The 20,178-nt window shown below is 58.7% G+C and carries 17 protein-coding genes and 3 pseudogenes; 7 read left to right on the top strand and 13 right to left on the bottom strand.

Translation table 11 applies throughout. From position 1 onward, the window contains the following. Positions 1 to 196 precede the first annotated feature (196 nt). A pseudogene (locus tag DFO68_RS07220) lies at positions 197 to 541 on the top strand (integrase core domain-containing protein); the annotation flags it as partial. Positions 542 to 617: 76 nt separating this feature from the next. Next, positions 618 to 779: a hypothetical protein gene (locus tag DFO68_RS07215; RefSeq protein ID WP_208107376.1), complete on the top strand. Its 162-nt coding sequence runs from the start codon at positions 618 to 620 to the stop codon at positions 777 to 779. A gap of 69 nt (positions 780 to 848) precedes the next feature. Here the strand turns inward: DFO68_RS07215 and cysK are convergent, their stop codons facing one another. The 5 genes and pseudogenes from cysK to DFO68_RS07190 form a co-directional block, all read right to left on the bottom strand. After that, a complete protein-coding gene (cysK, locus tag DFO68_RS07210) occupies positions 849 to 1,826 on the bottom strand; it encodes a cysteine synthase A (RefSeq protein ID WP_133482984.1) in 978 nt (325 codons plus the stop codon). A 99-nt stretch (positions 1,827 to 1,925) separates the two neighbouring features. After that, the gene (locus tag DFO68_RS15930; protein ID WP_133482983.1) at positions 1,926 to 3,839 is read right to left on the bottom strand and encodes a family 2A encapsulin nanocompartment cargo protein cysteine desulfurase; all 1,914 of its coding nucleotides are present in this window, start codon (positions 3,837 to 3,839) and stop codon (positions 1,926 to 1,928) included. A 57-nt stretch (positions 3,840 to 3,896) separates the two neighbouring features. Beyond that, positions 3,897 to 4,676, bottom strand: a pseudogene (locus DFO68_RS07200) (family 2A encapsulin nanocompartment shell protein); the annotation flags it as partial. Between the two features lie 254 nt (positions 4,677 to 4,930). Beyond that, on the bottom strand, positions 4,931 to 5,395 hold the full coding sequence (locus DFO68_RS07195; protein WP_133482982.1) for a rhodanese-like domain-containing protein: 465 nt from the start codon (positions 5,393 to 5,395) through the stop codon (positions 4,931 to 4,933). 771 nt (positions 5,396 to 6,166) lie between these two features. Then, positions 6,167 to 6,412, bottom strand: a complete 246-nt coding sequence (locus DFO68_RS07190; RefSeq protein WP_133482981.1) for a hypothetical protein — start codon at positions 6,410 to 6,412, stop codon at positions 6,167 to 6,169. Between the two features lie 362 nt (positions 6,413 to 6,774). Here DFO68_RS07190 and DFO68_RS07185 point away from each other — a divergent pair, with 362 nt between their 5' ends. Together DFO68_RS07185 and epsC are read left to right on the top strand one after the other, a co-directional pair. Continuing rightward, positions 6,775 to 7,641 (top strand): class II glutamine amidotransferase, encoded by an 867-nt coding sequence (locus tag DFO68_RS07185; RefSeq protein WP_133482980.1) that lies wholly within the window; start codon positions 6,775 to 6,777, stop codon positions 7,639 to 7,641. A gap of 113 nt (positions 7,642 to 7,754) precedes the next feature. Continuing rightward, on the top strand, positions 7,755 to 8,672 hold the full coding sequence (gene epsC, locus DFO68_RS07180; protein ID WP_243726456.1) for a serine O-acetyltransferase EpsC: 918 nt from the start codon (positions 7,755 to 7,757) through the stop codon (positions 8,670 to 8,672). Positions 8,673 to 8,906: 234 nt separating this feature from the next. Here the strand turns inward: epsC and chrA are convergent, their stop codons facing one another. The 5 genes from chrA to DFO68_RS07155 are packed head-to-tail and all read right to left on the bottom strand — an operon-like array spanning position 8,907 to position 13,901. Further along, positions 8,907 to 10,328, bottom strand: a complete 1,422-nt coding sequence (gene chrA, locus DFO68_RS07175; protein WP_133482978.1) for a chromate efflux transporter — start codon at positions 10,326 to 10,328, stop codon at positions 8,907 to 8,909. A 14-nt stretch (positions 10,329 to 10,342) separates the two neighbouring features. Next, positions 10,343 to 11,140: a phosphate ABC transporter ATP-binding protein gene (locus DFO68_RS07170; protein ID WP_133482977.1), complete on the bottom strand. Its 798-nt coding sequence runs from the start codon at positions 11,138 to 11,140 to the stop codon at positions 10,343 to 10,345. Positions 11,141 to 11,142: 2 nt separating this feature from the next. Then, entirely contained in the window at positions 11,143 to 11,994 is an 852-nt protein-coding gene (locus DFO68_RS07165; protein ID WP_133482976.1) for a PstA family ABC transporter permease, read from the bottom strand. Beyond that, complete coding sequence (pstC, locus tag DFO68_RS07160; RefSeq protein ID WP_133482975.1) at positions 11,991 to 12,896, bottom strand: phosphate ABC transporter permease subunit PstC; 906 nt, start codon at positions 12,894 to 12,896, stop codon at positions 11,991 to 11,993. Before pstC ends, DFO68_RS07165 begins: the two co-directional genes overlap by 4 nt. A gap of 33 nt (positions 12,897 to 12,929) precedes the next feature. After that, positions 12,930 to 13,901: a substrate-binding domain-containing protein gene (locus DFO68_RS07155; protein WP_133482974.1), complete on the bottom strand. Its 972-nt coding sequence runs from the start codon at positions 13,899 to 13,901 to the stop codon at positions 12,930 to 12,932. Positions 13,902 to 14,364: 463 nt separating this feature from the next. Here DFO68_RS07155 and ssuD point away from each other — a divergent pair, with 463 nt between their 5' ends. The 3 genes and pseudogenes from ssuD to DFO68_RS07140 all read left to right on the top strand — a co-directional run bounded on the left by ssuD (position 14,365) and on the right by DFO68_RS07140 (position 17,609). Next, on the top strand, positions 14,365 to 15,540 hold the full coding sequence (gene ssuD, locus DFO68_RS07150; protein WP_133482973.1) for an FMNH2-dependent alkanesulfonate monooxygenase: 1,176 nt from the start codon (positions 14,365 to 14,367) through the stop codon (positions 15,538 to 15,540). Between the two features lie 109 nt (positions 15,541 to 15,649). Then, positions 15,650 to 16,437, top strand: a pseudogene (locus DFO68_RS07145) (IS3 family transposase); the annotation flags it as partial. A 230-nt stretch (positions 16,438 to 16,667) separates the two neighbouring features. Further along, positions 16,668 to 17,609, top strand: coding sequence for an IS1595 family transposase (locus DFO68_RS07140; RefSeq protein ID WP_133482972.1), 942 nt, complete (start codon positions 16,668 to 16,670; stop codon positions 17,607 to 17,609). A 31-nt stretch (positions 17,610 to 17,640) separates the two neighbouring features. Here the strand turns inward: DFO68_RS07140 and DFO68_RS15925 are convergent, their stop codons facing one another. The 3 genes from DFO68_RS15925 to ssuE form a co-directional block, all read right to left on the bottom strand. Further along, complete coding sequence (locus DFO68_RS15925) at positions 17,641 to 17,769, bottom strand: hypothetical protein (RefSeq protein ID WP_279512798.1); 129 nt, start codon at positions 17,767 to 17,769, stop codon at positions 17,641 to 17,643. Positions 17,770 to 17,791: 22 nt separating this feature from the next. Further along, positions 17,792 to 19,261, bottom strand: coding sequence for an arylsulfatase (locus tag DFO68_RS07135; protein ID WP_279512797.1), 1,470 nt, complete (start codon positions 19,259 to 19,261; stop codon positions 17,792 to 17,794). A gap of 267 nt (positions 19,262 to 19,528) precedes the next feature. Then, positions 19,529 to 20,101 carry an NADPH-dependent FMN reductase gene (ssuE, locus tag DFO68_RS07130; RefSeq protein ID WP_166637538.1) on the bottom strand — a complete coding sequence of 191 codons (573 nt, stop codon included), beginning with the start codon at positions 20,099 to 20,101 and terminating at the stop codon, positions 19,529 to 19,531. Positions 20,102 to 20,178 lie beyond the last annotated feature (77 nt).

The following is a 20,178-nucleotide window of genomic DNA, read 5'->3' as shown; positions in this document are numbered from 1 at the left end:
GACCCCACCAGTCCATGGGTTACCGAGCACCCGATGAGGTCTACCTGAGCGGCGTGGGTGGTGGTGCCTCCATACCCGATCACTTCGGGGGCCGAGGGGCTACATCGCAGAACGAAGCAACAGGGCAGCGCTGTGCCGCTGCGAACATGGCCGAGGCATTAGCTTAAACTCAGGCAAATTCTGTCTTGACCGTGGGGTCCACTTTACTGGCGTCGCGATCAGCATGGACGGCCGAGGTCGTGCGTTTGACAACATCTTCGTCGAACGGCTGTGGCGGACGCTCAAGTACGAGGACATCTATCTGAAGGGCTACGCCTCGGTCGGCGAGCTGACCGTCGGGCTGACGGAGTACTTTCCGTTCTACAACGCGGAGCGGCCCCACCAGTCCCTGGGGTACCGGACACCCGACGAGGTCTACCTGAGCGGCTTGGGTGGCGGGGCATCCATACCCGATCATTTCAGTGGCCGAAGGGCGACATCGCAGAACGAAGAAACAGGGCAGCGCTGTGCAGCTGCGAACATGGCCGAGGTATTAGCTTAAACTCAGGCAAATTCTGTCTTGACCGTGGGGTCCACTATATTCGTCAGCATTAAAATCATTGATATTGAAGGCTGAAATGCTGGGGGTCAGCGCCGGTCTGGGGTATTTCATCCTCGATACCCGCGACCGGCTTGCCTACGATGAGTTGATGGCCGCAATTCTGGTCATTGGCCTGATCGGGTTCAGTCTCGATGCCCTGGCGAGAAAACTTTATCGGCTTTGGACGCACCAAAGCTGAAAATTCTTGTAACGACCTCAGTCTCCACGTAAGGGGTGGCACCCGCCCCCTTACCTATGCGTGTTACGGTTATTGAACCAGCCCCGCATCATCAAACAGTCCTTCGAACAGCACCGAGCTCAGGTAGCGTTCGCCCGAATCCGGCAGCACCACCACGATGGTCTTGCCCTCGTTGTCCGGTTTGTGTGCCAGGCGCACCGCTGAAGCAACAGCTGCGCCGCTGGAGAGGCCCGACAGGATTCCCTCCTCACGCGCCAGGCGGCGGGCATAGAGCACCGCATCCTCGTTGCTAACCTGCTCGATGCTATCAACCAGCGACAGATCCAGCACCTGTGGCACGAAGCCGGCACCGATGCCCTGAATCTTGTGCGGACCGGACTTGATCTCCTCGCCGGCGCGGGTCTGGCTCAGTACTGGACTGGCCGTGGGTTCGACCGCCACCGACTGGATCGCCTTGCCCTGAGTGTGCTTGATAAAGCGCGACACGCCGGTGATGGTGCCGCCGGTGCCGACACCGGAGACAAAGATGTCGATGGCACCATCGGTATCTTTCCAGATTTCCGCCCCGGTGGTCGTTTCGTGGATGGCCGGATTGGCCGGGTTCTTGAATTGCTGCAGCAGCACGTATTTGTCGGGATCCGATGCGGCGATCTCCTCCGCCTTCGCGATGGCGCCGCCCATCCCCTTGGCCCCTTCAGTCAGAACCAGCTTTGCACCGTAGGCGACCAGCAGTTTGCGACGTTCAATGCTCATGGTCTCGGGCATGGTCAGCGTCAGCGGAATGCCCCTGGCTGCAGCAACGAAGGCGAGCGCGATACCGGTATTGCCGCTGGTGGGCTCGACCAGTTCCCTGCCCGGACCGAGCAGGCCACGTTTCTCCGCATCCCAGATCAGGGCCGAGCCAATGCGGCACTTGACCGAGTAGGCGGGATTCCGCCCTTCGATCTTCGCCAGCACGGTGGCCGGTGCCCTGTCGGTGATTCGATTCAAAAGGATAAGCGGCGTATGGCCGATGGATTCTGCGTTGTCCTGATACCACTGTGTCATGGTTTCGTTCACCTGTTCAGAAAAAATACTGATCAAAAATCGGATAGTGAGTTGGCTCTTGATTTGCCTCAGACTGTGTACGACTTAGCTCCAAAGGCTTCAGTATCCCCGTTTGCCCACCAGGCGTTTCAGTACCTTCGTCAGAAAATCGAGTTCCTCATGAGTATTGTAGAAGGCGATGCTTGGGCGAACCGTCGTTTCCAGTCCGTAACGCCGCAATATGGGCTGCGCACAGTGGTGCCCGGAGCGTACGGCAATGCCTTCTTCACTCAGGGCCTGCCCTACCTCTTCGGTAGTGAAACCATCGAGTACGAAACTCATGACACTGGTCTTGTCTGCGGCGGTGCCGACCAGCCTCAACCCCGGCACGGTCAGCAGGCTTACAATGCCGTATTCGAGCAATTCATGTTCGTAGCGGGCGATGTTCGCCAGACCAATCCGTTGCACATAATCCAGTGCGGCTCCCAGGCCCACCGCGTCTGCGATGTTGCCGGTGCCGGCCTCAAAGCGCGTGGGGGGTTGATGATAGGTGGTCTTGTCGAAGGTCACATCGGCGATCATGTTGCCGCCGCCCTGGTAGGGTGGCATCTGTTCCAGCAGGTCACGCTTGCCGTAAACCACGCCAATGCCCGTGGGACCAAATATTTTGTGGCCGGAAAACACGAAGAAATCCGCATCCAGTTGCTGGACGTTGACCGGGATGTGGGAAACCGACTGGGCCCCATCCACAAGAACCCGCGCACCCGCCCGGTGGGCGATATCAATGATGTCCTTGACGGGCACGACGGTGCCCAGCGCATTGGAGACCTGGGTCACCGCGACGATCCGGGTGCGGCTGTTCAGCAACTTCTGAAACTCGTCCAGCCGGACCTGGCCGCGATCATCGACTGGAATAACCCGTATCCGGGCGCCTTTCTCCGCCGCCAGCATCTGCCAAGGCACGATGTTGGCGTGATGCTCCAGGTGCGACAGGACAATCTCATCTCCCTCGCCAACGGCCAGCTTACCCCAGGTCTGGGCGACCAGGTTGATACCCTCAGTGGTGCCGCGCACAAAAACGATTTCTTCGGTTGAGCCCGCGCCCAGAAAATCCGCAACTTTCTTCCGCGCGGACTCGTAGGCATCCGTTGCCCGGGCCGCCAATTCATGGGCGGCGCGATGGATGTTCGAATTTTCGTGTTCGTAAAAATGCGACAACCGCTCAATCACCGAACGCGGCTTATGAGTGGTTGCGGCGTTATCCAGCCACACCAGGGGGCGCCCGCCGTTCACGCGGGTTGCAAGGATTGGAAAATCACGCCGCAGCGCCTGCACGTCAAACCCTTCGTGAGCTACCGGCCCCCGGGATGGCTCCGGGGCCTTGGCGAGTTTGGGCGTCTTTGGCTGGGGCTGGGGCTGGGGTTGGGACTGTAAAAAATAGTAGGGCGCACCCGGCTGCCCTTCAGCGGCAGCGGTCGCACCGTTTTCCGGCGAGGAAGCATCCAGCCCCGTCTCCGGGGCAGGATCGTCCATGAAGTAGTAATGGCTGCCGCCCGGCACGTAAGCCTCGGCCTCATCACTTTGGCCGCGGTCGCGAATGCGACCCAGATCGCCACCCAAATCCACAGTATCCGGCTGGAGCGAAGGGTGGGCCGCGTAAGCTTCCGGAACACCCGCAGCCAACCCGCCTCCATCAGGAAGCATGGGCGTTACTGTACTTTGAAGCCCATGAATGTCGGGCGTCTGGGCCTGCACGGGTGCCACTCGTGGCGTTACCACCGAGGGCACCGGCAGTACTTCGGCCACCGCAGGCGCAGACGCTTTAAACGGCGGCGTCTCAGGCAGTGACGTGGCCTGTGGCAGTTGATTCAGGAAACCGGTCGCCGGCAAGCCGCCAGGTGCTGGCGGCGAACTGTAATTCGGCAACCCCGGCTCCGATCCTGGCTGGTCTGCATCGGGTGGCTGGCGAAACAGTTCATTTGCCAGTTCATTCAGGCTTTCCAGATCGGGTAGTTGCTGGAAGTCGTTGCTCATCGGATGACCTATCCATTTGCTGATTGCTCAAATTCGCCGGGCTTATTTTTTGCGAGTTCATTTTTTATAAGTGTCCGGGTAGTCGTGGAACTTGTTAACCTCCACGTCCTCCAGAACCGCCACGGCATCGTCCGTGAGAATGGCCAGGGAGCAATACAGGGAAATCAGATAGGATGCGATGGCATGATCATCGATACCCATCAGGCGCACAGAGAGTCCGGGGTTTTGTTCGCCCGGCAGACCCGGCTGGAACAGCCCCACCACGCCCTGCCGCTTTTCACCGATGCGCAGCAACAGGATCTTCGTCTTGCCGTCGGCAACCGGGACCTTGTCCGACGGAATCAACGGAACGCCTCGCCAGGTGATGAACTGGGAACCAAACAGGCTCACGGTTGCGGGCGGCACACCACGACGAGTGCACTCGCGACCAAAGGCGGCAATGGCAAGCGGGTGCGCCAGAAAAAAACCGGGCTCTTTCCATACTTTGACGAGCAGTTCGTCCAGATCGTCCGGCGTCGGTGCGCCGGATAGCGGTAATACATGCTGGGAGTCGGCGACGTTGGCAAGCAACCCGTAATCCGGGTTATTGATCAGTTCGCTTTCCTGGCGCTCCTTGACGGTTTCTATAATCAGCCGCAGTTGCTCCTTGATCTGGTCATGGGGGCTTGAGTAAAGATCGGAGACACGGGTATGGATATTGAGCTTGGTCGCCACCTGGCGAAGCCAGTATTCCCTGGGCTCGTCTTCATAATCCACAAAGGAATCGGGCAAGTGACCATCATCAGTCACCGAACAGGCGGTGCGGATATCGACCGGATTACGTACCTTGTTGACGCGGTAAACCCCGGCCTAAACAGGCGACCACTGCAAAAGGTGAGTCAGCCAGCGGGGGGAGATGATCGAGTATTGTGCCGTGGTTTTAGTGGTATTCGAAAGTTTTCTGGCGGATTGATCGCTCAGTGTCGGCGGTGGCGTTGGAATCTTTGCCATGGAACAGGCCTCTTAGTCCATTCGGGAAATAGTCAGTCTGAGAAAAAGTCAGTCAAGACTCTTTTTTACGGGGTCTGCTTGTCGCATCAACTAACAAAGCCTCAGCCCTGCCGCCATGGCAAACCATGGAAGCGCCACCCATTGTGGTGACCCCTCTGGCCATGAGGGTTCAGATCGCCCTCGAACCCTTCGTGAATATTGGCGACTTGTTCAAAGCCCGCTGCAAGTGCGGCTTCCAGTGCCAGGGCGGAGCGTTTGCCGCTTCGGCACAGCAACAGAATGGAGGTGGTCTTGCCTGCCTTGGCCTCAAGCTCACGCACGAACCGCGGATTACGGTTCAGAGCCGTTCCCATGGCCCAGGGTACGTGCAGACTGTCCGGAACATAGCCAACGAATTCCCGCTCCTCCGCCGTTCGAACATCCACGAGCACGGAGTTCCGGGACTGGATCCACTGCCAGGCCTCGTTTGGTGGAACACTCTGGGCGTGGGGAAAGTCGTCCGACAGCAGAGGGGCGCTGGAGTCAGCCTCCCTGGTCGTTTTGGTTGCCAACTGAACAATGGTCATAGCAGCTTCGCTCCTTTGGTGTCTGCCCGAAATGTCCGAGCTTTGATACAAAGCTTAGAGGCCACTGCCCAGGCATAGAACCAATATTTATTGATGTTCTTATCAGCCATGTTAATAAACGATTGCTGACATCGAAAGAAAAATATCCTTACCCACATATCTGATATTTATATCAAAATGACTTCGTTTGTCCGGTCAGTAGTCTGATCTACGATAAGCCTTACGTTGCAGACTTTCCAGCAACTTACCGCTATTGCTTATTTTCAGATTACAGACTGTGACACTGTTTATTTTCAGATCACAGACTGTCACACTGTTCCCTCGATCTCCCAAGTATAGTGAACTCCATGGTCAAGACAGAAATCACCTGGATTTAAGCTAATGCCTTGGCCAAATTCGCAGCTGCACAGCGCTGCCCTGTTTCGTCCCTCTTCGATGCAGTCTCTCGGCCACTGAAGTGGTCGGGTATGGATGCACCGCCACCCAGGCCGATCTAGTAGACCTCGCCGGGTGTCCGGTGCCCCAGTGACTGTTGGGGCCGCTCTTCGTTGTAGAACGGAAAGTACTCCGTCAGCCCCACGGTCAGCTTGACGACCGATGCGTAGCCCTTCAGATAGATTTCCTCCTACTTGAGCGTCCGCAACAGACGTTCGACGAAGATGTTGTCAAACGCACGACCTCGGCCGTCCATGCTGATCCCGCCGTCCTTCCCTTGTCGACGTCGCTCGGGCTACGCCCTCCCGACGTCGACAACCGAAGGTCTCGGCTTTCTCATCTTGATTGTCGCGTGACTCTCATCTTGATTGTCGCTCTATAAACACCTGCCAGCAGGCACTGCCGGACCAGTGGCACCTTGTCCGAAGGATCGGGCCAACTGTGACGCGTCATGGCAGGTTGATCCCGGACTTTTTTGAGCCAGTCAAGCTCCATCTTCAGCCGTCCGATCTCGCTGTAGAGCTTCCCATCCGACTGGAATTCGGTCTTCGGCTTGGCACCCCGCTGCTTCTTCAACAGCATCGAGGAATCCTCGAACAGGACTTTCTTCCACTGACTGACCTGCACTGATGAACGCCGTAGTCCTGCCCGATCTCGTTGGCCGTCTTCAGCCCTCGGACTGCCTCCAGGGCCACCTTGGCCTTGAGATCCGGGGAGTGGGTGTTCCGTTTCTGATTCGACATCTTCGATCCCTTCGAAATCGGCCAGGCGATAGCTTAAACCAGTGTCTTGATTTCAGGGTCCAGTATAAGCGTTGATCGGAGCGCGCGTGCAGTTGTTTCTGTATCTCCGGAATTTTGATATAGATATAAGTTTTTATTGGTTAATTTACCCGTTTCACCTCTCTAGTGTTGAAGACATAATTCATTATATCCGAGTGAGCCATGTGCCAGATCTTCGGTTTAAACAGCGCCCGTCCGGTTTCCCCGCAAGAACCTTTGCGTGGCTTCCTGTGCCGTGGTGGTGGTACCGGTGATCACAAGGATGGATGGGGAATTGCCTATTACGCCGATGGCACCCATCACCTGAATGTCCAGAAAACCAGTGCCTTCAATTGCCGCAAGGCCCAGGCGTTTCTGGACCGAGAAATTCTCACCCGCAATTTGATCGCCCATGTCCGAAAGGCTACCTTCGGTCCGGTGGAACTGGTCAACAGCCACCCCTTCAGCCGCAAGCTGTGGGGTTATGACTGGGTGTTTTCCCATAACGGTGATCTGCACGATTTCCAGCCGACGTTGGATGCGCGCTTCGAACCCAATGGTGATACCGACAGTGAAGCCGCGTTCGGCCTATTGCTGTCTGAACTGGTGGCTACCTTTGGTGATACCCGCCCCGAGCTTGATGCTTTGGCGGGCGAAATTCGCCGCCTTGCCGCTGATATTGCCACCCACGGCACCTTTAATTTCCTGCTGACCATTGGCGATATGATGTTTGTCCATGGCAGCACTGATCTCTACTGGACCCGGCAGACCGATGAGCCGAGGTGCGCCCGGCTGGTGGATTGCGACCTTTGGCTCGACGACACCGTCTATGCTGGTGCTCCCCTTGTAATGGTGGCCACCCAACCGATCACCGATGGCCATGACTGGCATCAATTCGGAAAGAACGAGCTGGCCGTCTTTGTAGGCGGATCACGCTATGATGAAGAATCTTATGTTGCATTGATGGATGGGTATGACCTAATCCCGAAAGCGCCACGTCTGACCCAGTCAGGGTTAACGCGCTCGGATGACCGAATTCACCCGAACTGACGAGAGCGCTTGAAGTTATTGGGCATAAACACCAAAAATTTGAACTTTTTGACGAAGCCTATGCGTAAAAAATGGGTGCTAAGCCAGAGTCACGCCATTTAAGGAGAGAGTCTTTGCCATCCGGTAAGCGTCTTATCGATAAAATCACATATGAATTGCGCCTGGCCCGTCATGACTGGCGGCAGCGCCAGGGCCGGGAAGTGGATTTGGGCAGCCGTGAGCTGCCATCACATCAGGCCGTTCATCAAACGGTTGATGCCCTCTGCGCTATCCTGTTTCCCATGCGCCTGGGCCCTTCGGATTTGACGAAAGAGCGGGAAGATCAATTCGTGGCCTACATGCTGGGCAACGTGGAACGGGAACTTATCAGCCAGGTGGCGCTGGAACTCCAGTATCTTGACCGGGATCAGCAGCAACTGGTCGACCTGAGGGATCAGGCCAGCGGTCAGGTCAGCAAGCTGCTGGCACAGTTGCCGGCACTGCGGCGGCAACTGGATGACGACGTGCTCGCCGCTTACCATGGCGACCCCGCGGCGACCTGCGTGGACGAGGTGCTGATTTCCTATCCCGGCGTCCAGGCCATTATCCATCACCGAATCGCCCATGGTTTCTATCGGGCCGGCCTGCCGATGATCGCGCGAATCATTGCCGAGAAAGCCCATTCGGCGACCGGTATCGATATTCACCCCGGTGCCACCATCGGGCGCTCGTTTTTCATAGACCACGGCACCGGCGTGGTCGTCGGCGAAACCGCCATTCTGGGTAACCGTGTACGCATTTACCAGAATGTGACACTCGGTGCGGTGCGGTTCAACGAAGACGAGACCGGCGTCTTGACCAAAGGCGAGCCCCGCCATCCTATCGTCGAAGACGACGTGGTGATCTACGCGGGCGCCACGATACTGGGCCGCATTACCATCGGCCGGAGATCGGTGATTGGCGGTAATGTCTGGCTTACTCGCAGTGTACCGACGGAAAGCCGGGTGTCCCAGGCCTCTGTCCAGCAAAACAAGGATCAGCCACTAACCTGAGCGAAACCCCGGAGTGGCTGTTCTACATGAAGTCGCGATGTTCTGGCCAAGTCGTATCGGACTCTTTTATTAAGCTGCTTCCGCGATTCTTCGATCTCCCTTGGTGCCTGGTAGGAATTTCGGAGTCCACTATAGAAAGTACCCACACCGACGTCCTATTCTTAAGCGAGACAGTGCTCAGGGGGTACGCCCTGAGCTGTTTCCGGCCGGTCATCAGAACCCGGAGCGCCACCTTTATAACCAATGCCACAGCATACCCAGCAGGGCGCTGGTGAATAGCACCGGCAGCATGCCGATTTTGAACCGAAGAATGGCGACGAACGCGCCCAGCGCCAGAACCACGCTGGCGAGCTGGACACTGTCCCATTGCGGGGCTAGCCATTGAATGCCCCAGGCTTTCGACGTCTGCACCTCAGCAAAAGCTACGTGCACCGCAAACCAGATGGCCAGGTTCAGCATGACCCCGACCACAGCTGCGGTAACGGCTGACAGCGCGGCGCTGACGGCCTGGTTGCCCCGCAGTTTCTCCACGTAAGGCGCACCGAGAAAAATCCAGAGGAAACAGGGTATGAAGGTGACCCAGGTGGCCAATATCGAAGCCAGAACGCCGGCGGTAAACGGGTCCAGTCCACCGGAATCCCGGAAGGCGCCCATAAACCCGACAAACTGCACCACCTGAATCAGTGGCCCGGGTGTGGATTCCGCCATACCCAGACCATCGAGCATTTCACCAGGGGCCAACCAGCCATGATTCTGGACCGCCTCTTGCGCCATATAGGCCAACACTGAATAGGCACCCCCGAAGGTCACCACGGCCAGCTTGCTGAAGAACAGACCGATCTGGGTGAATACATTGTCCATGCCCAGCGAGAGGGCCAGCGCTATCAGAGGCACAAACCATAGGGGCAGCCAAATCCCGAGCACTTTCAGTGTGCGCCCGCGGCTTGCCTCGGTGTGATGGCCAGTGCCGTTCGCCATCATTGCATCAATGGCGCGCTCGCCCTCTGCCGGCGTGGTATGGCCTTTGATCACCACAAATCGCTTCGGGTCCAGGTGGCGGCCAATCAATCCCACCAGTGCGGCCGTTGCAATGACAAGGGGGAAGGGCACGGCAAAAAAGAAGATGGCAACGAAGGCCAGCGCCGCCAGAGTGACCATGACCCGGTTTTTCAGTGCCCGCTGGGCGATGCGAACCACCGCCTGGATGACCACCGCCAGCACCGCTGCCTTGATGCCGAAGAACAGTGCCTGAACCAGAGAAGCTTCCTGAAAGCCAGCGTACAGCAGGCTCAGGCCCAGAATCGCCACAAAGCCGGGCAGCACGAACAGGGTGCCGGCCACCAGCCCGCCTTTCACACCGTGCAGTAACCAACCCAGATAGGTGGCCAGTTGCTGCGCTTCCGGCCCGGGTAGCACCATGCAATAGTTGAGCGCGTGCAGAAACCGGCTCTCGCTGACCCATTGTTTCTCATCCACCAGAATCCGATGCATTACGGCAATCTGGCCCGCCGGGCCACCGAAGCTCAACATTGCAACCCGCAACCAAACACGCACGGCCTCGGCAAAGGTGATGTTATGGCCAAAGGCGTTCTGGGCTTGTCCTGAGGTCGCCAGGGGCGAGCTACGGGAAGCATCCTCTGGCGAGGAAGATGTCATCAGGCGATTCTCGGTCAGGCGGTTGCCCGCAGGGCAACATCGGGCATGGCATGCCCGGACACAAATCGGCGGGTTGCTTCCTTGCCGGGATGATTAAGCAGTGTTCGCGCTTCGCCGGCTTCAACGACTTCCCCCAGATAGACAAACACCACATGGTCCGCCAACCGCTCAACCTGGTGCATCAGGTGGGTCACCATGATGATGGTGTAATCTTCCTTCAGCTGGAGCAGTGTCTCTTCCACCTTCTGGGCGGAGATCGGATCCAGCGCCGAGGTCACTTCGTCGCACAAGAGAACCTCCGGCTCAACAGCAAGTGACCGGGCCAGGCTCAGGCGCTGAATCTGGCCTACCGATAGTTGTGCCGCCGGGCTGTGCAGGCGATCCTTGACCTCGTTCCAGAGGTTCACCTTGCGCAGGTATGTTTCCACCAGATCGTCCAGTTCAGCCTTGCCCAGGGACCGGTGAATGCGAGGCCCGTAGGCCACATTCCGGTAGATAGACATGGGCAGCGCCGTGGGTTTCTGGGAAACATAACCGATGCGGCTACGAATATCCGGCACAGGGCGGCGGCTCTGGTAAACGGGTTCACCGCCCAGATAAACCTCACCTTCGATCCGGGTATTCTGGTGGATATCATGCAGACGGTTCAGCGACTTCAGCAGCGATGACTTACCGCAGCCGGAAGGGCCGATAATCGTCGTCAGGCGGTTTGCCGGAAATGCGATATTGATGTCTTTCAGTGCCTGACTTGCATGCCCGCCAGTGTAAAACAGGTTCAGGTTTTCAGTGCGTATGGCAGCGTTATCAGACATGGTCAGTGATCCTGTGTGTAACGTGAAAAATGGTTTGCGATCAGCTTTGACACCACGATGAGCCCTAGCACGAGCATCATCAGCACAAAGGCCGCCGCAAAGGCGTCATCCCGCACACTTGGGTAGGGTGAGGACGCCTGCTGGAAAATCAGTATGGGCAAGGTGGTCGCGGAGTCGTCCAGCTCATTGGGCATGTTAATCCCGCCGCCCGCCGTGAATAGCACCGCCGCACCGTCGCCCAACCCGCGGGCGAACCCCATAATCACCCCGGCGGTGAGCCCGGGCAGTGCAGCTTTGAGCGTGATCTTCATGGTTTCCAGTCGGGTCAGGCCCAGCGAGTAACCGGATTCCTTGAGGTTGGCCGCCACCGAGCGCAGAGCCTCATCCATGAAGCGGGCAATGATAGGGAACTGGAGCAGCGTCACCGCCACCAGGGCGGCCAGCAGACTGGCACGGGCCTCCATGACAATCAGCAGTGTCAGCACGAATACGCCGTACACGATGGCCGGCGTACCCCACAGCACATACAGCAGAAGATTGACGGCCCGGGCAAAGCGCTCACTGCAGTAGTCGGTTTGAAGATACATGGCGACGGCCAGAGCCAGCAGGGTGGCGATCAGCGTCGCCGGCAGGACGATGGCAAAACTGCCGAGAATGGCGTGCAGAAAACCACCGCTGCCCCCGAGCAGGTACATTGGCCCGGGCGCCGTGATCACGACCTCGGGCTGGTTCCACAGAACCAGGCCGCCCTTGTACAGGGTCATGCCGATAATCAGCGCCAGCACGCCCACCACCAGCGCCATGCTCAGGCGGATCAGAGACTCGACCAGGGTTTGTTTGGTATACCGGTTCATTGGTACTTCCAGTGCTTCTCGAAATGGCCACGCACCAGGGTGGCCATAATGTTGAAGAAAGTGACCACAAGGAACAGCACCAGCGCAGCGAAGATCAACGCCGACTGGGTAATAGGCAGCGACATCAGTTCCCCAAAGGTATTAACGATCAGGCTCGGTAAGGTCTGGCCGGCATCGAACAGGGAGCTGGGAATCACGTTCTTGCCGCCGATGACCATGGCAACTGCAATGGACGCCTCAAAAGCCCGCCCCAGACCGAGCAGTACCGCCGAAATGATACCGGGCCCGGCAGCGCGCAACAGAATGTTCGTGGCGACACCGCTTCGGGTTTCACCCAGAGACAATGCTGACTCCCGCAGGCTGTCGGGCAGGGCCCTCAGTGACTCCACCGACATGGAAATAATGATGGGCAAGGTCATCGTCGCAACCACCAGGCCAGCGGTCATGATGCCCAGGCCTGTGGTCTCGGCGCCCAACAGGGGGGCCAGGAAATCGTCCACAAAAGGCACCACGAGCAACAAACCAAACAGGCCGAAAATCACTGACGGGATCGCCGCCAGCATGTCTACCGCCGCCGAAAGCCAGGTTTGAACCTTGCCCCTGGCGTATTCGGCGATATAGAGAGACGCCAGAATCGCCACCGGAACGGCCAGGGTCATGGACACCAGCATCACCAGCAGGGTTCCAACGATTGCCGGAAGAAACCCGAAAGAGCCCGCCTCCGGGTCCCAGGTACCGCTGAAAAGGAGATCGGCCAGCGAATGCTCCCCCAGCACTGGCAGGGATTTCCCTGCCAGAGTCAACAGAATGGCCACAAAGAGCGCTATCGCGGCCCAGGTAATAACCTGGATCGCTGCCTTGGCACTGTTGTCGATGATGACGCGCCTGGTTAATGTTGTCATCGGGTACCTCGTTGAAAGCGGGATGGCACGGCGTTACCGGTCGGTCGCTTCAATGTCGCCTTCAACGTAACGGCGTTGAGCGTCAATCGTTTTATTCGTTAACTGGACATAACCATTCTCACCGACATATTTCTGCCCCTCGGTCAGCGTCCAGAGAACAAACTTTTTGACTTCGCCCGTGTACGGCCCCTTGCCCGCCAGATAGACCTGCCGGGCCGGAGGTGACGGGTAGCGACCTTCGGCAACCGCATCAAGAAAAGTCCGGCGGTCCTGATAGAACGACTCTTCCGGGTCAACGACATTGTTGTCGTTCAGATCCAGCGGTATCGGACGGACGTTGCCCGCGAAGTCACCCGTTTCAATGTTGTAGGCGTAGTTCAGATTGTTGAAGCCGATGGCATTGGGCTCCTTACCCACAGCCGCCGCCAGGGGCTGATCGCCATTGAAATTGGCATCGGCTATGTTCTGAAATTCTCCCTGGGACGCCTTGCTGAAAAACTTGTACCAGGTTTTTGCAGCGCCGGAGGCGTCGGAGCGGCCATAAACGACAATTTTGTCGTTATCGAGATCTTTCCCAACAACCTCACCCCAGTGGGTGATCTTTTTAGTGAAGATCGCCTCAAAATCTCCTTCCGAGAGGCCTTGTGCCTGAATTTCATCGAATACCGGGTTGTCTTTGTGGATGGTGCCGACGACGGAATCCTTGGCTACAGCTGTTGGAAACAGGCCCTGTTCGATTTCTTTTTCGTGCGGGTCCCGGCCCATCATGCCGATATCGACCTGACCATTGAGCACATCGGATACACCCTTGCCAGTGCCGCCGCCTGCAACCTTGATTTCGACGTCGTCGCGTACATCGGCGTACTTGTCTGCCCAGACCACCATCAGGGGGTACACCGCCCATCCGCCAGAGACGCGGACGGTGGCTTCTTCCGCCTGAACTGTCGTGGTTGCCAGAGCTGCGGCGATACCGGCCAATGCCCCGATACGGGTAAGCTGTTTCATGATCAGACTCCCTGACTAAAAAGGCCGGCCCTTCTGTTCGTTCGGGCCGACAAGATGAATGCTGGTGACAAGGCTGCCTGACCTGACTTTACGTTTGAAACAATAAAAACTGGACTGCTTATCAGTATAAGTAATAAAGCCGTGCGGAACCTACTGGAATTCGGGATAGCAGAGCATCCAGAGCGTTGTCCAAGGAAAGGAGGCTGAGTCGTGACCATCCGAGAAAGTCGGGACGGTTCACGGGTAAAGGCGTCCGAGGGGGCTTCAAACAGCAGAAACTCTGGATCGCTGGCCAAGGCTACAGCGACCTTTTGTTGCATGCCACCGGGTAGTCGTCGATCACCCGAGGCCTGAAACTTGACAAGGTCGAATAAGCTTTCTCGGTTTAACCATTTAAGCCCTCGTTGGCGGCGTTGCTACCATCGAGTCTTGACCAAACTTTCGGTAACGTCAGGAGCATGCCATGACAGACTCGTCGCCCACCGACTCGACCGCTACGCCCGCTAACGCCGGCAAGTTCCTCTGGTTCTTGCCCACCCACGGCGATGGCCACCATTTGGGTACCACACAGGGAAGTCGCGAGGTCAACCTGGGCTACCTGCGCCAGGTAGCCCAGGCGGCGGATCAACTCGGCTTCTTTGGAGTACTGCTACCGACGGGCCGCAGTTGCGAGGATGCTTGGATCATTGCCTCGGCGCTGGTGCCCGTCACCGAGCGGCTGCGCTTTCTGGTGGCCGTGCGTCCGGGACTGCAATCACCCACCGCGGCGGCCCGGATGACCACTACCCTGGATCGCATTTCCAACGGTCGCTTGCTGATCAATGTGGTCACCGGCGGCGACCCGGTCGAGAACCGCGGTGATGGCGTTTTCCTACCCCACGACCAGCGCTATGAGGTGACCCGCGAATTCCTCGCCATTTACCGAGACCTGCTGGCAGGCAAGCAAGTGAGCTACGCCGGTAACCACCTGCGCGTGGAGGAGAGCGAGTTGATATACCTGCCCGCCCAAACACCGCATCCGCCGCTCTATTTTGGCGGCTCGTCCGCGGCGGGCATCGACGTCGCCGCCGAGACGGTGGACAAATACCTCACCTGGGGCGAGCCGCCCGCCCAGGTGGCGGAAAAGCTCGCCACCGTCAAGAAAGCCGCCGACCAGGCGAATCGAACGCTGACCTTCGGCATCCGCCTGCATGTCATCGTGCGCGATACCGATACCGAGGCGTGGGCAGCGGCGGAGAAACTCATCGAGCATCTCGATGACGAGACCATTGCCGCGGCCCAATCCACGATGTCGCGTATGGACTCCGAAGGCCAGCGGCGCATGGCCGCCCTGCACGGCGGCCGCCGCGACCAGCTCGAGATCAGCCCCAACCTCTGGGCCGGGGTGGGTCTAGTGCGCGGCGGTGCCGGCACAGCCCTGGTCGGCAGCCCCGAGACAGTGGCGCAGCGTATCCTTGAGTACATGGCAATCGGCATTGACACCTTCATTCTATCCGGCTACCCCCATCTGGAGGAGGCCTACCACTTCGGGGAGAAAGTGCTGCCGCTGCTGCCCAAGGATCACACCCCGCCCATTATCGACAAAGCTCGAACGGAGCAGCGAGGCGAGGTCGTGGCCAATAGCACCAAGCCGCGCTAATGTGAAGTGGTCCAATTGGAGCGGACACACTGATAAGCTTCATGATGGAGGTAGTGGAGGTGTTCATGACCAAGAAGACTCGACGTCGGTTATCCGATGAATTCAAGGCGGTCTTCTTCACCAAAGAGTCGAACCGAGATATCAGTTCATCGAGTCGGAGAAGGCCACCTATCCTGTGGCCGTGTTGTGTCGAGTCATGCAGGTCAGCCGGAGTGGTTTCTATGCCTGGCGACGACGTGGCCCTGATGACCAGCGTTAGGTCCTGCTCCACGAAGTCAGAGAGATTCATCGCCAGAAACGTGGCAGCTATGGCAGCCGCTGCATGGCCTGAGAACTGCGACGCCGAGGCTACGACGTCGGCCAGTACCAGGCCCGCAGCCTAATGCGGGAAGCCGGTGTCGAGGCACGTCAGCGGCGCCGCTGGCGCCATACGACCGACAGTTAGCACAGTCTGGTGGCGCCCAACCTGCTGAACCGCCAGCTCATGGTGGCGGCACCGAATCGGACCTGGGTGGCCGATATCGCGGCGATCTGGACGCTGGAAGGGTGGCTCTATCTGGCGACGGTGCTTGGCCTCCACGATCGGCAGTTGGTGGGCTCGGCGATGGCCGATCAAATGCGCACGCAGTTGGTCCTGGACGCCTTGGACATGGCCGTAGGTCGCTGGCAGGCCGACAGAGGGCTGATCCATCACAGCGATCGCGGCTGCCAACACGCGTCGCATGAGAGCTGCGACACGATGGCCCGGCATGGCTTCCAAGCTTTGATGAGTCGTAAGGGGAAACTGCTGGGACAACGCCGTCATGGAGCGCTTCTTCGGCTCACTGAAAAGCCAGTGGCTGGCGGGCCAGCGGTATGCGAGCCGACAGGCGGCACGTGGTCGACTACATCGAGATGTAGTACAACAGCTGCCGGCTCCAATCAACCCTGGGCTACCAGACGCCGAGGGATTGAATTGGCAGCTGCGGTTTGACAATGTGTCCGATCTGATCTGGCCAGAATATTTCCCTGCAAGATCTTTTTACCTGACCGCACCGCATTTTCCCACCTGATTACTCATGTTGATCAGCCACCATTCCGCCAGCTTGTCCTATACTGAGGTTATATCCAGTAGAGGAGGTGACGTCATGGCACGCAACCCGATCCAGTTTCAGCCCGGCCTGTCGCTGCCGGCCTTCCTCGAGCAGTACGGCACAGAAGCGCAGTGTCGGGCGGCGCTCTATCGGAATCGTTGGCCCAAGGGGTTCGTTTGCCCCGACTGCGGCAACACCACCGGTTGCCAGCTGTCGCGGGGGCTCTACCAGTGCCATCGCTGCCATCATCAGACCTCGCTGACTGCCGGTACCATTTTCCATGCAACGCATCTGCCGCTGACCACCTGGTTTCTCGCCATTTATCTGCTGACCCAGCGCAAGAGCGGCATCTCAGCGCTGCAACTGTCCCGTGAACTTGGCGTTGCCTACAACACCGCCTGGAAGCTCAAGCACAAGCTGCTGCAGGTCATGCACGAGCGCAACCAGGGAGAAAGGCTCTCCGGGCGTATCGAGATCGATGACGCCTACCTGGGCGGTGAGCGGCCGGGAAAGCGCGGGCGCGGCGCTGAGCATAAGTTCCCCTTTGTCGCCGCCGTGCAAACCGATGAAGACGGCCATCCGCAGCGTGTTCAGCTGCGCCGTGTGAACGGCTTTACCCTGTCCGAGATGCGTCGTTATGCTCAACAGGCCATTGCACCGGGTAGTCAGGTGATCAGCGACGGCCTCGGATGCTTTCGAGCCTTCGAAACGACTTCCTACGTTCATGTGCGCCATATCACCGGCGGTGGGCGTGCCAGCGTGGCGAACCCCGAATTCAACTGGGTCAACACGCTGCTCGGTAACGTCAAAAACGCGATCACCGGTACCTACCATGCCATCCGCGGGCAGCATGCCCCGCGCTACCTGGCCGAGTTCGAGTATCGCTTCAATCGGCGCTATGACCTCAAGGCCATGATCCCGCGCTTTCTCACGGTAGCCGCCCGAACACCGCCGATGCCATACCGGTTCCTGAAGATGGCTGAGCCTTATGCGTAATCAGGTTTTCCCATGAACCCCCCGAGCGACGCTAAACGATTTCGCCAAACACGGTGCCCTGGCGTTCGAACTCGATGACCCCGGTCTCTTCCACGTACTGTGCCCAATCCGCCAGGAGTTCCTCGGTTTTTTCCGGATAGTGCGTTGCCAGATCGTTCACTTCGCCAGGATCCACCTCCAGGTCATAGAGCTGCCAACGGGCCGGTCGGCGCCGGCAGGTAGACGAGCTTCCATTTGTCCTTGCGCAGTCCCTTGCGCCCGAAAAGCTCCCAGCCGGTCACGCTATCCACGTCGTGAACACTCTCCCGCGCCTGCTGCAGATACCCCAGCCAGGAACGTCCGCGTACCGGATTGATGGCCCGCCCCTTGTACACCCGGCCCGGATGATGAATACCGGCCAGCTCCAGCAAGGTCGGCACGATATCCATCACAGTGCCGAAGGCGTGACTGATCTGATGCTGTCGCGCCAGGCCACCGTAACGCAGTATCGCGGGCACCCGGATGCCGCCCTGACTCGTAAAGGCCTTGCGGAGTCGTGACGGCGCCGTGGACGCTTGCGCCCAACGCGGCCCGTACCAGACGTAGGAGTTGGCGTTGCCGATATTGTCCAGACGATTGTCGTAATACTCGGCAATCACCTCCTCGAGGTTCGGCCCGAACTGTGGGTAGGCTTCCAGAAGCGCGCCCTCGGCACCATTGTCGGAGAGAAACACCACCACCGTGTTCTCCAGCTGTCCGTTTTCACGCAGATGCTCGATAACCCGCCCAATATTCCAGTCCATCCGTTCGACCATGGCGGCATAGACCTCCATGGCCCGCGCAGAGCGCTGACGCTGCTCTCGTGTCAACGCGTCCCACTCGGCCTCGTTGGCAACCACGGGGTGGGCGTCGGCGCCTACGGGCACCAGGCCTAGCCGCTTCAGTGCCGCCAGGCGCTCCTGACGCAGCACCTCAGGACCCTTATCGTAACGCCCGCGATACCGGGCGATGATCTCCTGCGGTGCCTGCAAGGGCCAGTGCGGTGCAGAAAAAGGCAGATACGCAAAGAAGGGCCGCTCGTCCACTTGCGACTCATCCAGGTAGCTCAACAGCTTGTCGGTGAAATAGTCGGATGAGTAGAACCCATCGGGTAATTCCGTTAACAACGCATCGTCTTCGCAGTACATACCCATCGTGCTGCGCAGCAGCCCAGGGCGCCGCTCCATGGACAGGGCCGGCTCGAACCCGTAATGATTGGCAGCGCCCGGCAGCAGGGCAAAGGAACGCTCGAACCCGCGGGCGCGGGGACGAGCAGCGGCGCGATCGCCCAGGTGCCATTTGCCCGCCATGAGGGTGGCGTAGCCCGCATCGCGCAGCAGCTCCGGCACCGTGACGACCCGCTGATTCAGATAGCCTTCATAACCGGGCTGCCCGGCGACCGCCGGCGGCAATACTTCTGCCATGGAACCAATGCCGGCGATATGGTGATCGGTACCGGTCATCAGCATGGCGCGCGTGGGGGAGCAGGCAGAGGCGGCATGAAAGTCCGCAAGGCGTAGCCCCTCGTAGGCAAGACGGTCCAGATTCGGCGTACGGACCTCTCCGCCAAAGGCACCGATATCGGAAAAACCGAGATCGTCGGCCACGATGACCAGGAAGTTGGGGCGGGACATGAAGAGTTCCTTTGGGTATGGAATGGCGTCTTGGCTCCCGCGACCGGCCTTGAGGCCCTCGCCTGGATCCAGCGTCGAGGCTCAGCACAGCAGCCAGAAAAAGGAGCCATCCAGAGGCAACATACAGGCCCAGACACGCTGGGGCTCGATGGGATGGGCTAGATAGGTATCGGACTTCATCGCGAACACCTTAGGCAACGTTGGGAAGCCCCCCGACTCTCTGTTGTCGGGGTGTTTTTTCAAGGGCCTTGCATGAAGGAAAAAGGATCAAGCGTAGGCGACCCCGGAATGGTTCCGCTCATTGGCCCCGATCACCAGCGGCAGGGCTTCCAGCAGCTCATCGAGAGCGCGCTGGATCCTGGCCCTCGCATCGCCACCGACCCGGTACGCCTGGCCCTCTTCGAGGGTCAATTGCTTGGCGTTGACGTAGACGCCACCGAGCACGTTGCTGGCCCCCAGCGCCGACAAGACCGGCTTCAAGGCGTAATCGATGACCAGCAGATGGTTATCCGACCCGCCATTGGCCAGGGGCAGCACCAGCTTCCCTTTCAAGCCCCGCTCGGGTACCAGGTCGAGCAACAGCTTGATAGCTCCCGAAAATGAGGCCTGATAAACGGGGGTTGCCAAGATCACCGCGTCCGCCTTGGCAATCGCCTCACGGTAACGCACGATCTGTGGTGCCGATACATCGGCGAAGAACACCGCATTGCCGTCAAAATCATTGACGTTGAAAACCTCGGTCTTGATGCCCCGGGCCTGCAGCAGCCCATCGATGAATGTGATGAGCGCGGAGGTCCGCGACACACTTCCGGGGCTACCGGCAATCAGCACAACACTCATTATTGCCTCCATGAGTTGTGAGTTGAAAGTATGGCCACTTCCGGGAAAAGTCGTGACACAGCGACATGAGCCAGCAG

Source organism: Halomonas ventosae, assembly GCF_004361885.1.
GTDB lineage: Bacteria > Pseudomonadota > Gammaproteobacteria > Pseudomonadales > Halomonadaceae > Halomonas > Halomonas ventosae_C.
This window is presented reverse-complemented; position numbering and strand designations above follow the sequence as displayed.

Excerpts from the sequence above, each read along its gene's own strand:
- DFO68_RS07215 (WP_208107376.1), top strand. The coding sequence starts at position 618 with ATGCTGGGGGTCAGCGCCGGTCTGGGGTATTTCATCCTCGATACCCGC.
- cysK (WP_133482984.1), bottom strand. The coding sequence starts at position 1,826 with ATGACACAGTGGTATCAGGACAACGCAGAATCCATCGGCCATACGCCG.
- DFO68_RS15930 (WP_133482983.1), bottom strand. The coding sequence starts at position 3,839 with ATGAGCAACGACTTCCAGCAACTACCCGATCTGGAAAGCCTGAATGAA.
- DFO68_RS07195 (WP_133482982.1), bottom strand. The coding sequence starts at position 5,395 with ATGACCATTGTTCAGTTGGCAACCAAAACGACCAGGGAGGCTGACTCC.
- DFO68_RS07190 (WP_133482981.1), bottom strand. The coding sequence starts at position 6,412 with ATGCTGTTGAAGAAGCAGCGGGGTGCCAAGCCGAAGACCGAATTCCAG.
- DFO68_RS07185 (WP_133482980.1), top strand. The coding sequence starts at position 6,775 with ATGTGCCAGATCTTCGGTTTAAACAGCGCCCGTCCGGTTTCCCCGCAA.
- chrA (WP_133482978.1), bottom strand. The coding sequence starts at position 10,328 with ATGACATCTTCCTCGCCAGAGGATGCTTCCCGTAGCTCGCCCCTGGCG.
- DFO68_RS07170 (WP_133482977.1), bottom strand. The coding sequence starts at position 11,140 with ATGTCTGATAACGCTGCCATACGCACTGAAAACCTGAACCTGTTTTAC.
- DFO68_RS07165 (WP_133482976.1), bottom strand. The coding sequence starts at position 11,994 with ATGAACCGGTATACCAAACAAACCCTGGTCGAGTCTCTGATCCGCCTG.
- pstC (WP_133482975.1), bottom strand. The coding sequence starts at position 12,896 with ATGACAACATTAACCAGGCGCGTCATCATCGACAACAGTGCCAAGGCA.
- DFO68_RS07155 (WP_133482974.1), bottom strand. The coding sequence starts at position 13,901 with ATGAAACAGCTTACCCGTATCGGGGCATTGGCCGGTATCGCCGCAGCT.
- ssuD (WP_133482973.1), top strand. The coding sequence starts at position 14,365 with ATGACAGACTCGTCGCCCACCGACTCGACCGCTACGCCCGCTAACGCC.
- DFO68_RS07140 (WP_133482972.1), top strand. The coding sequence starts at position 16,668 with ATGGCACGCAACCCGATCCAGTTTCAGCCCGGCCTGTCGCTGCCGGCC.
- DFO68_RS07135 (WP_279512797.1), bottom strand. The coding sequence starts at position 19,261 with ATGTCCCGCCCCAACTTCCTGGTCATCGTGGCCGACGATCTCGGTTTT.
- ssuE (WP_166637538.1), bottom strand. The coding sequence starts at position 20,101 with ATGAGTGTTGTGCTGATTGCCGGTAGCCCCGGAAGTGTGTCGCGGACC.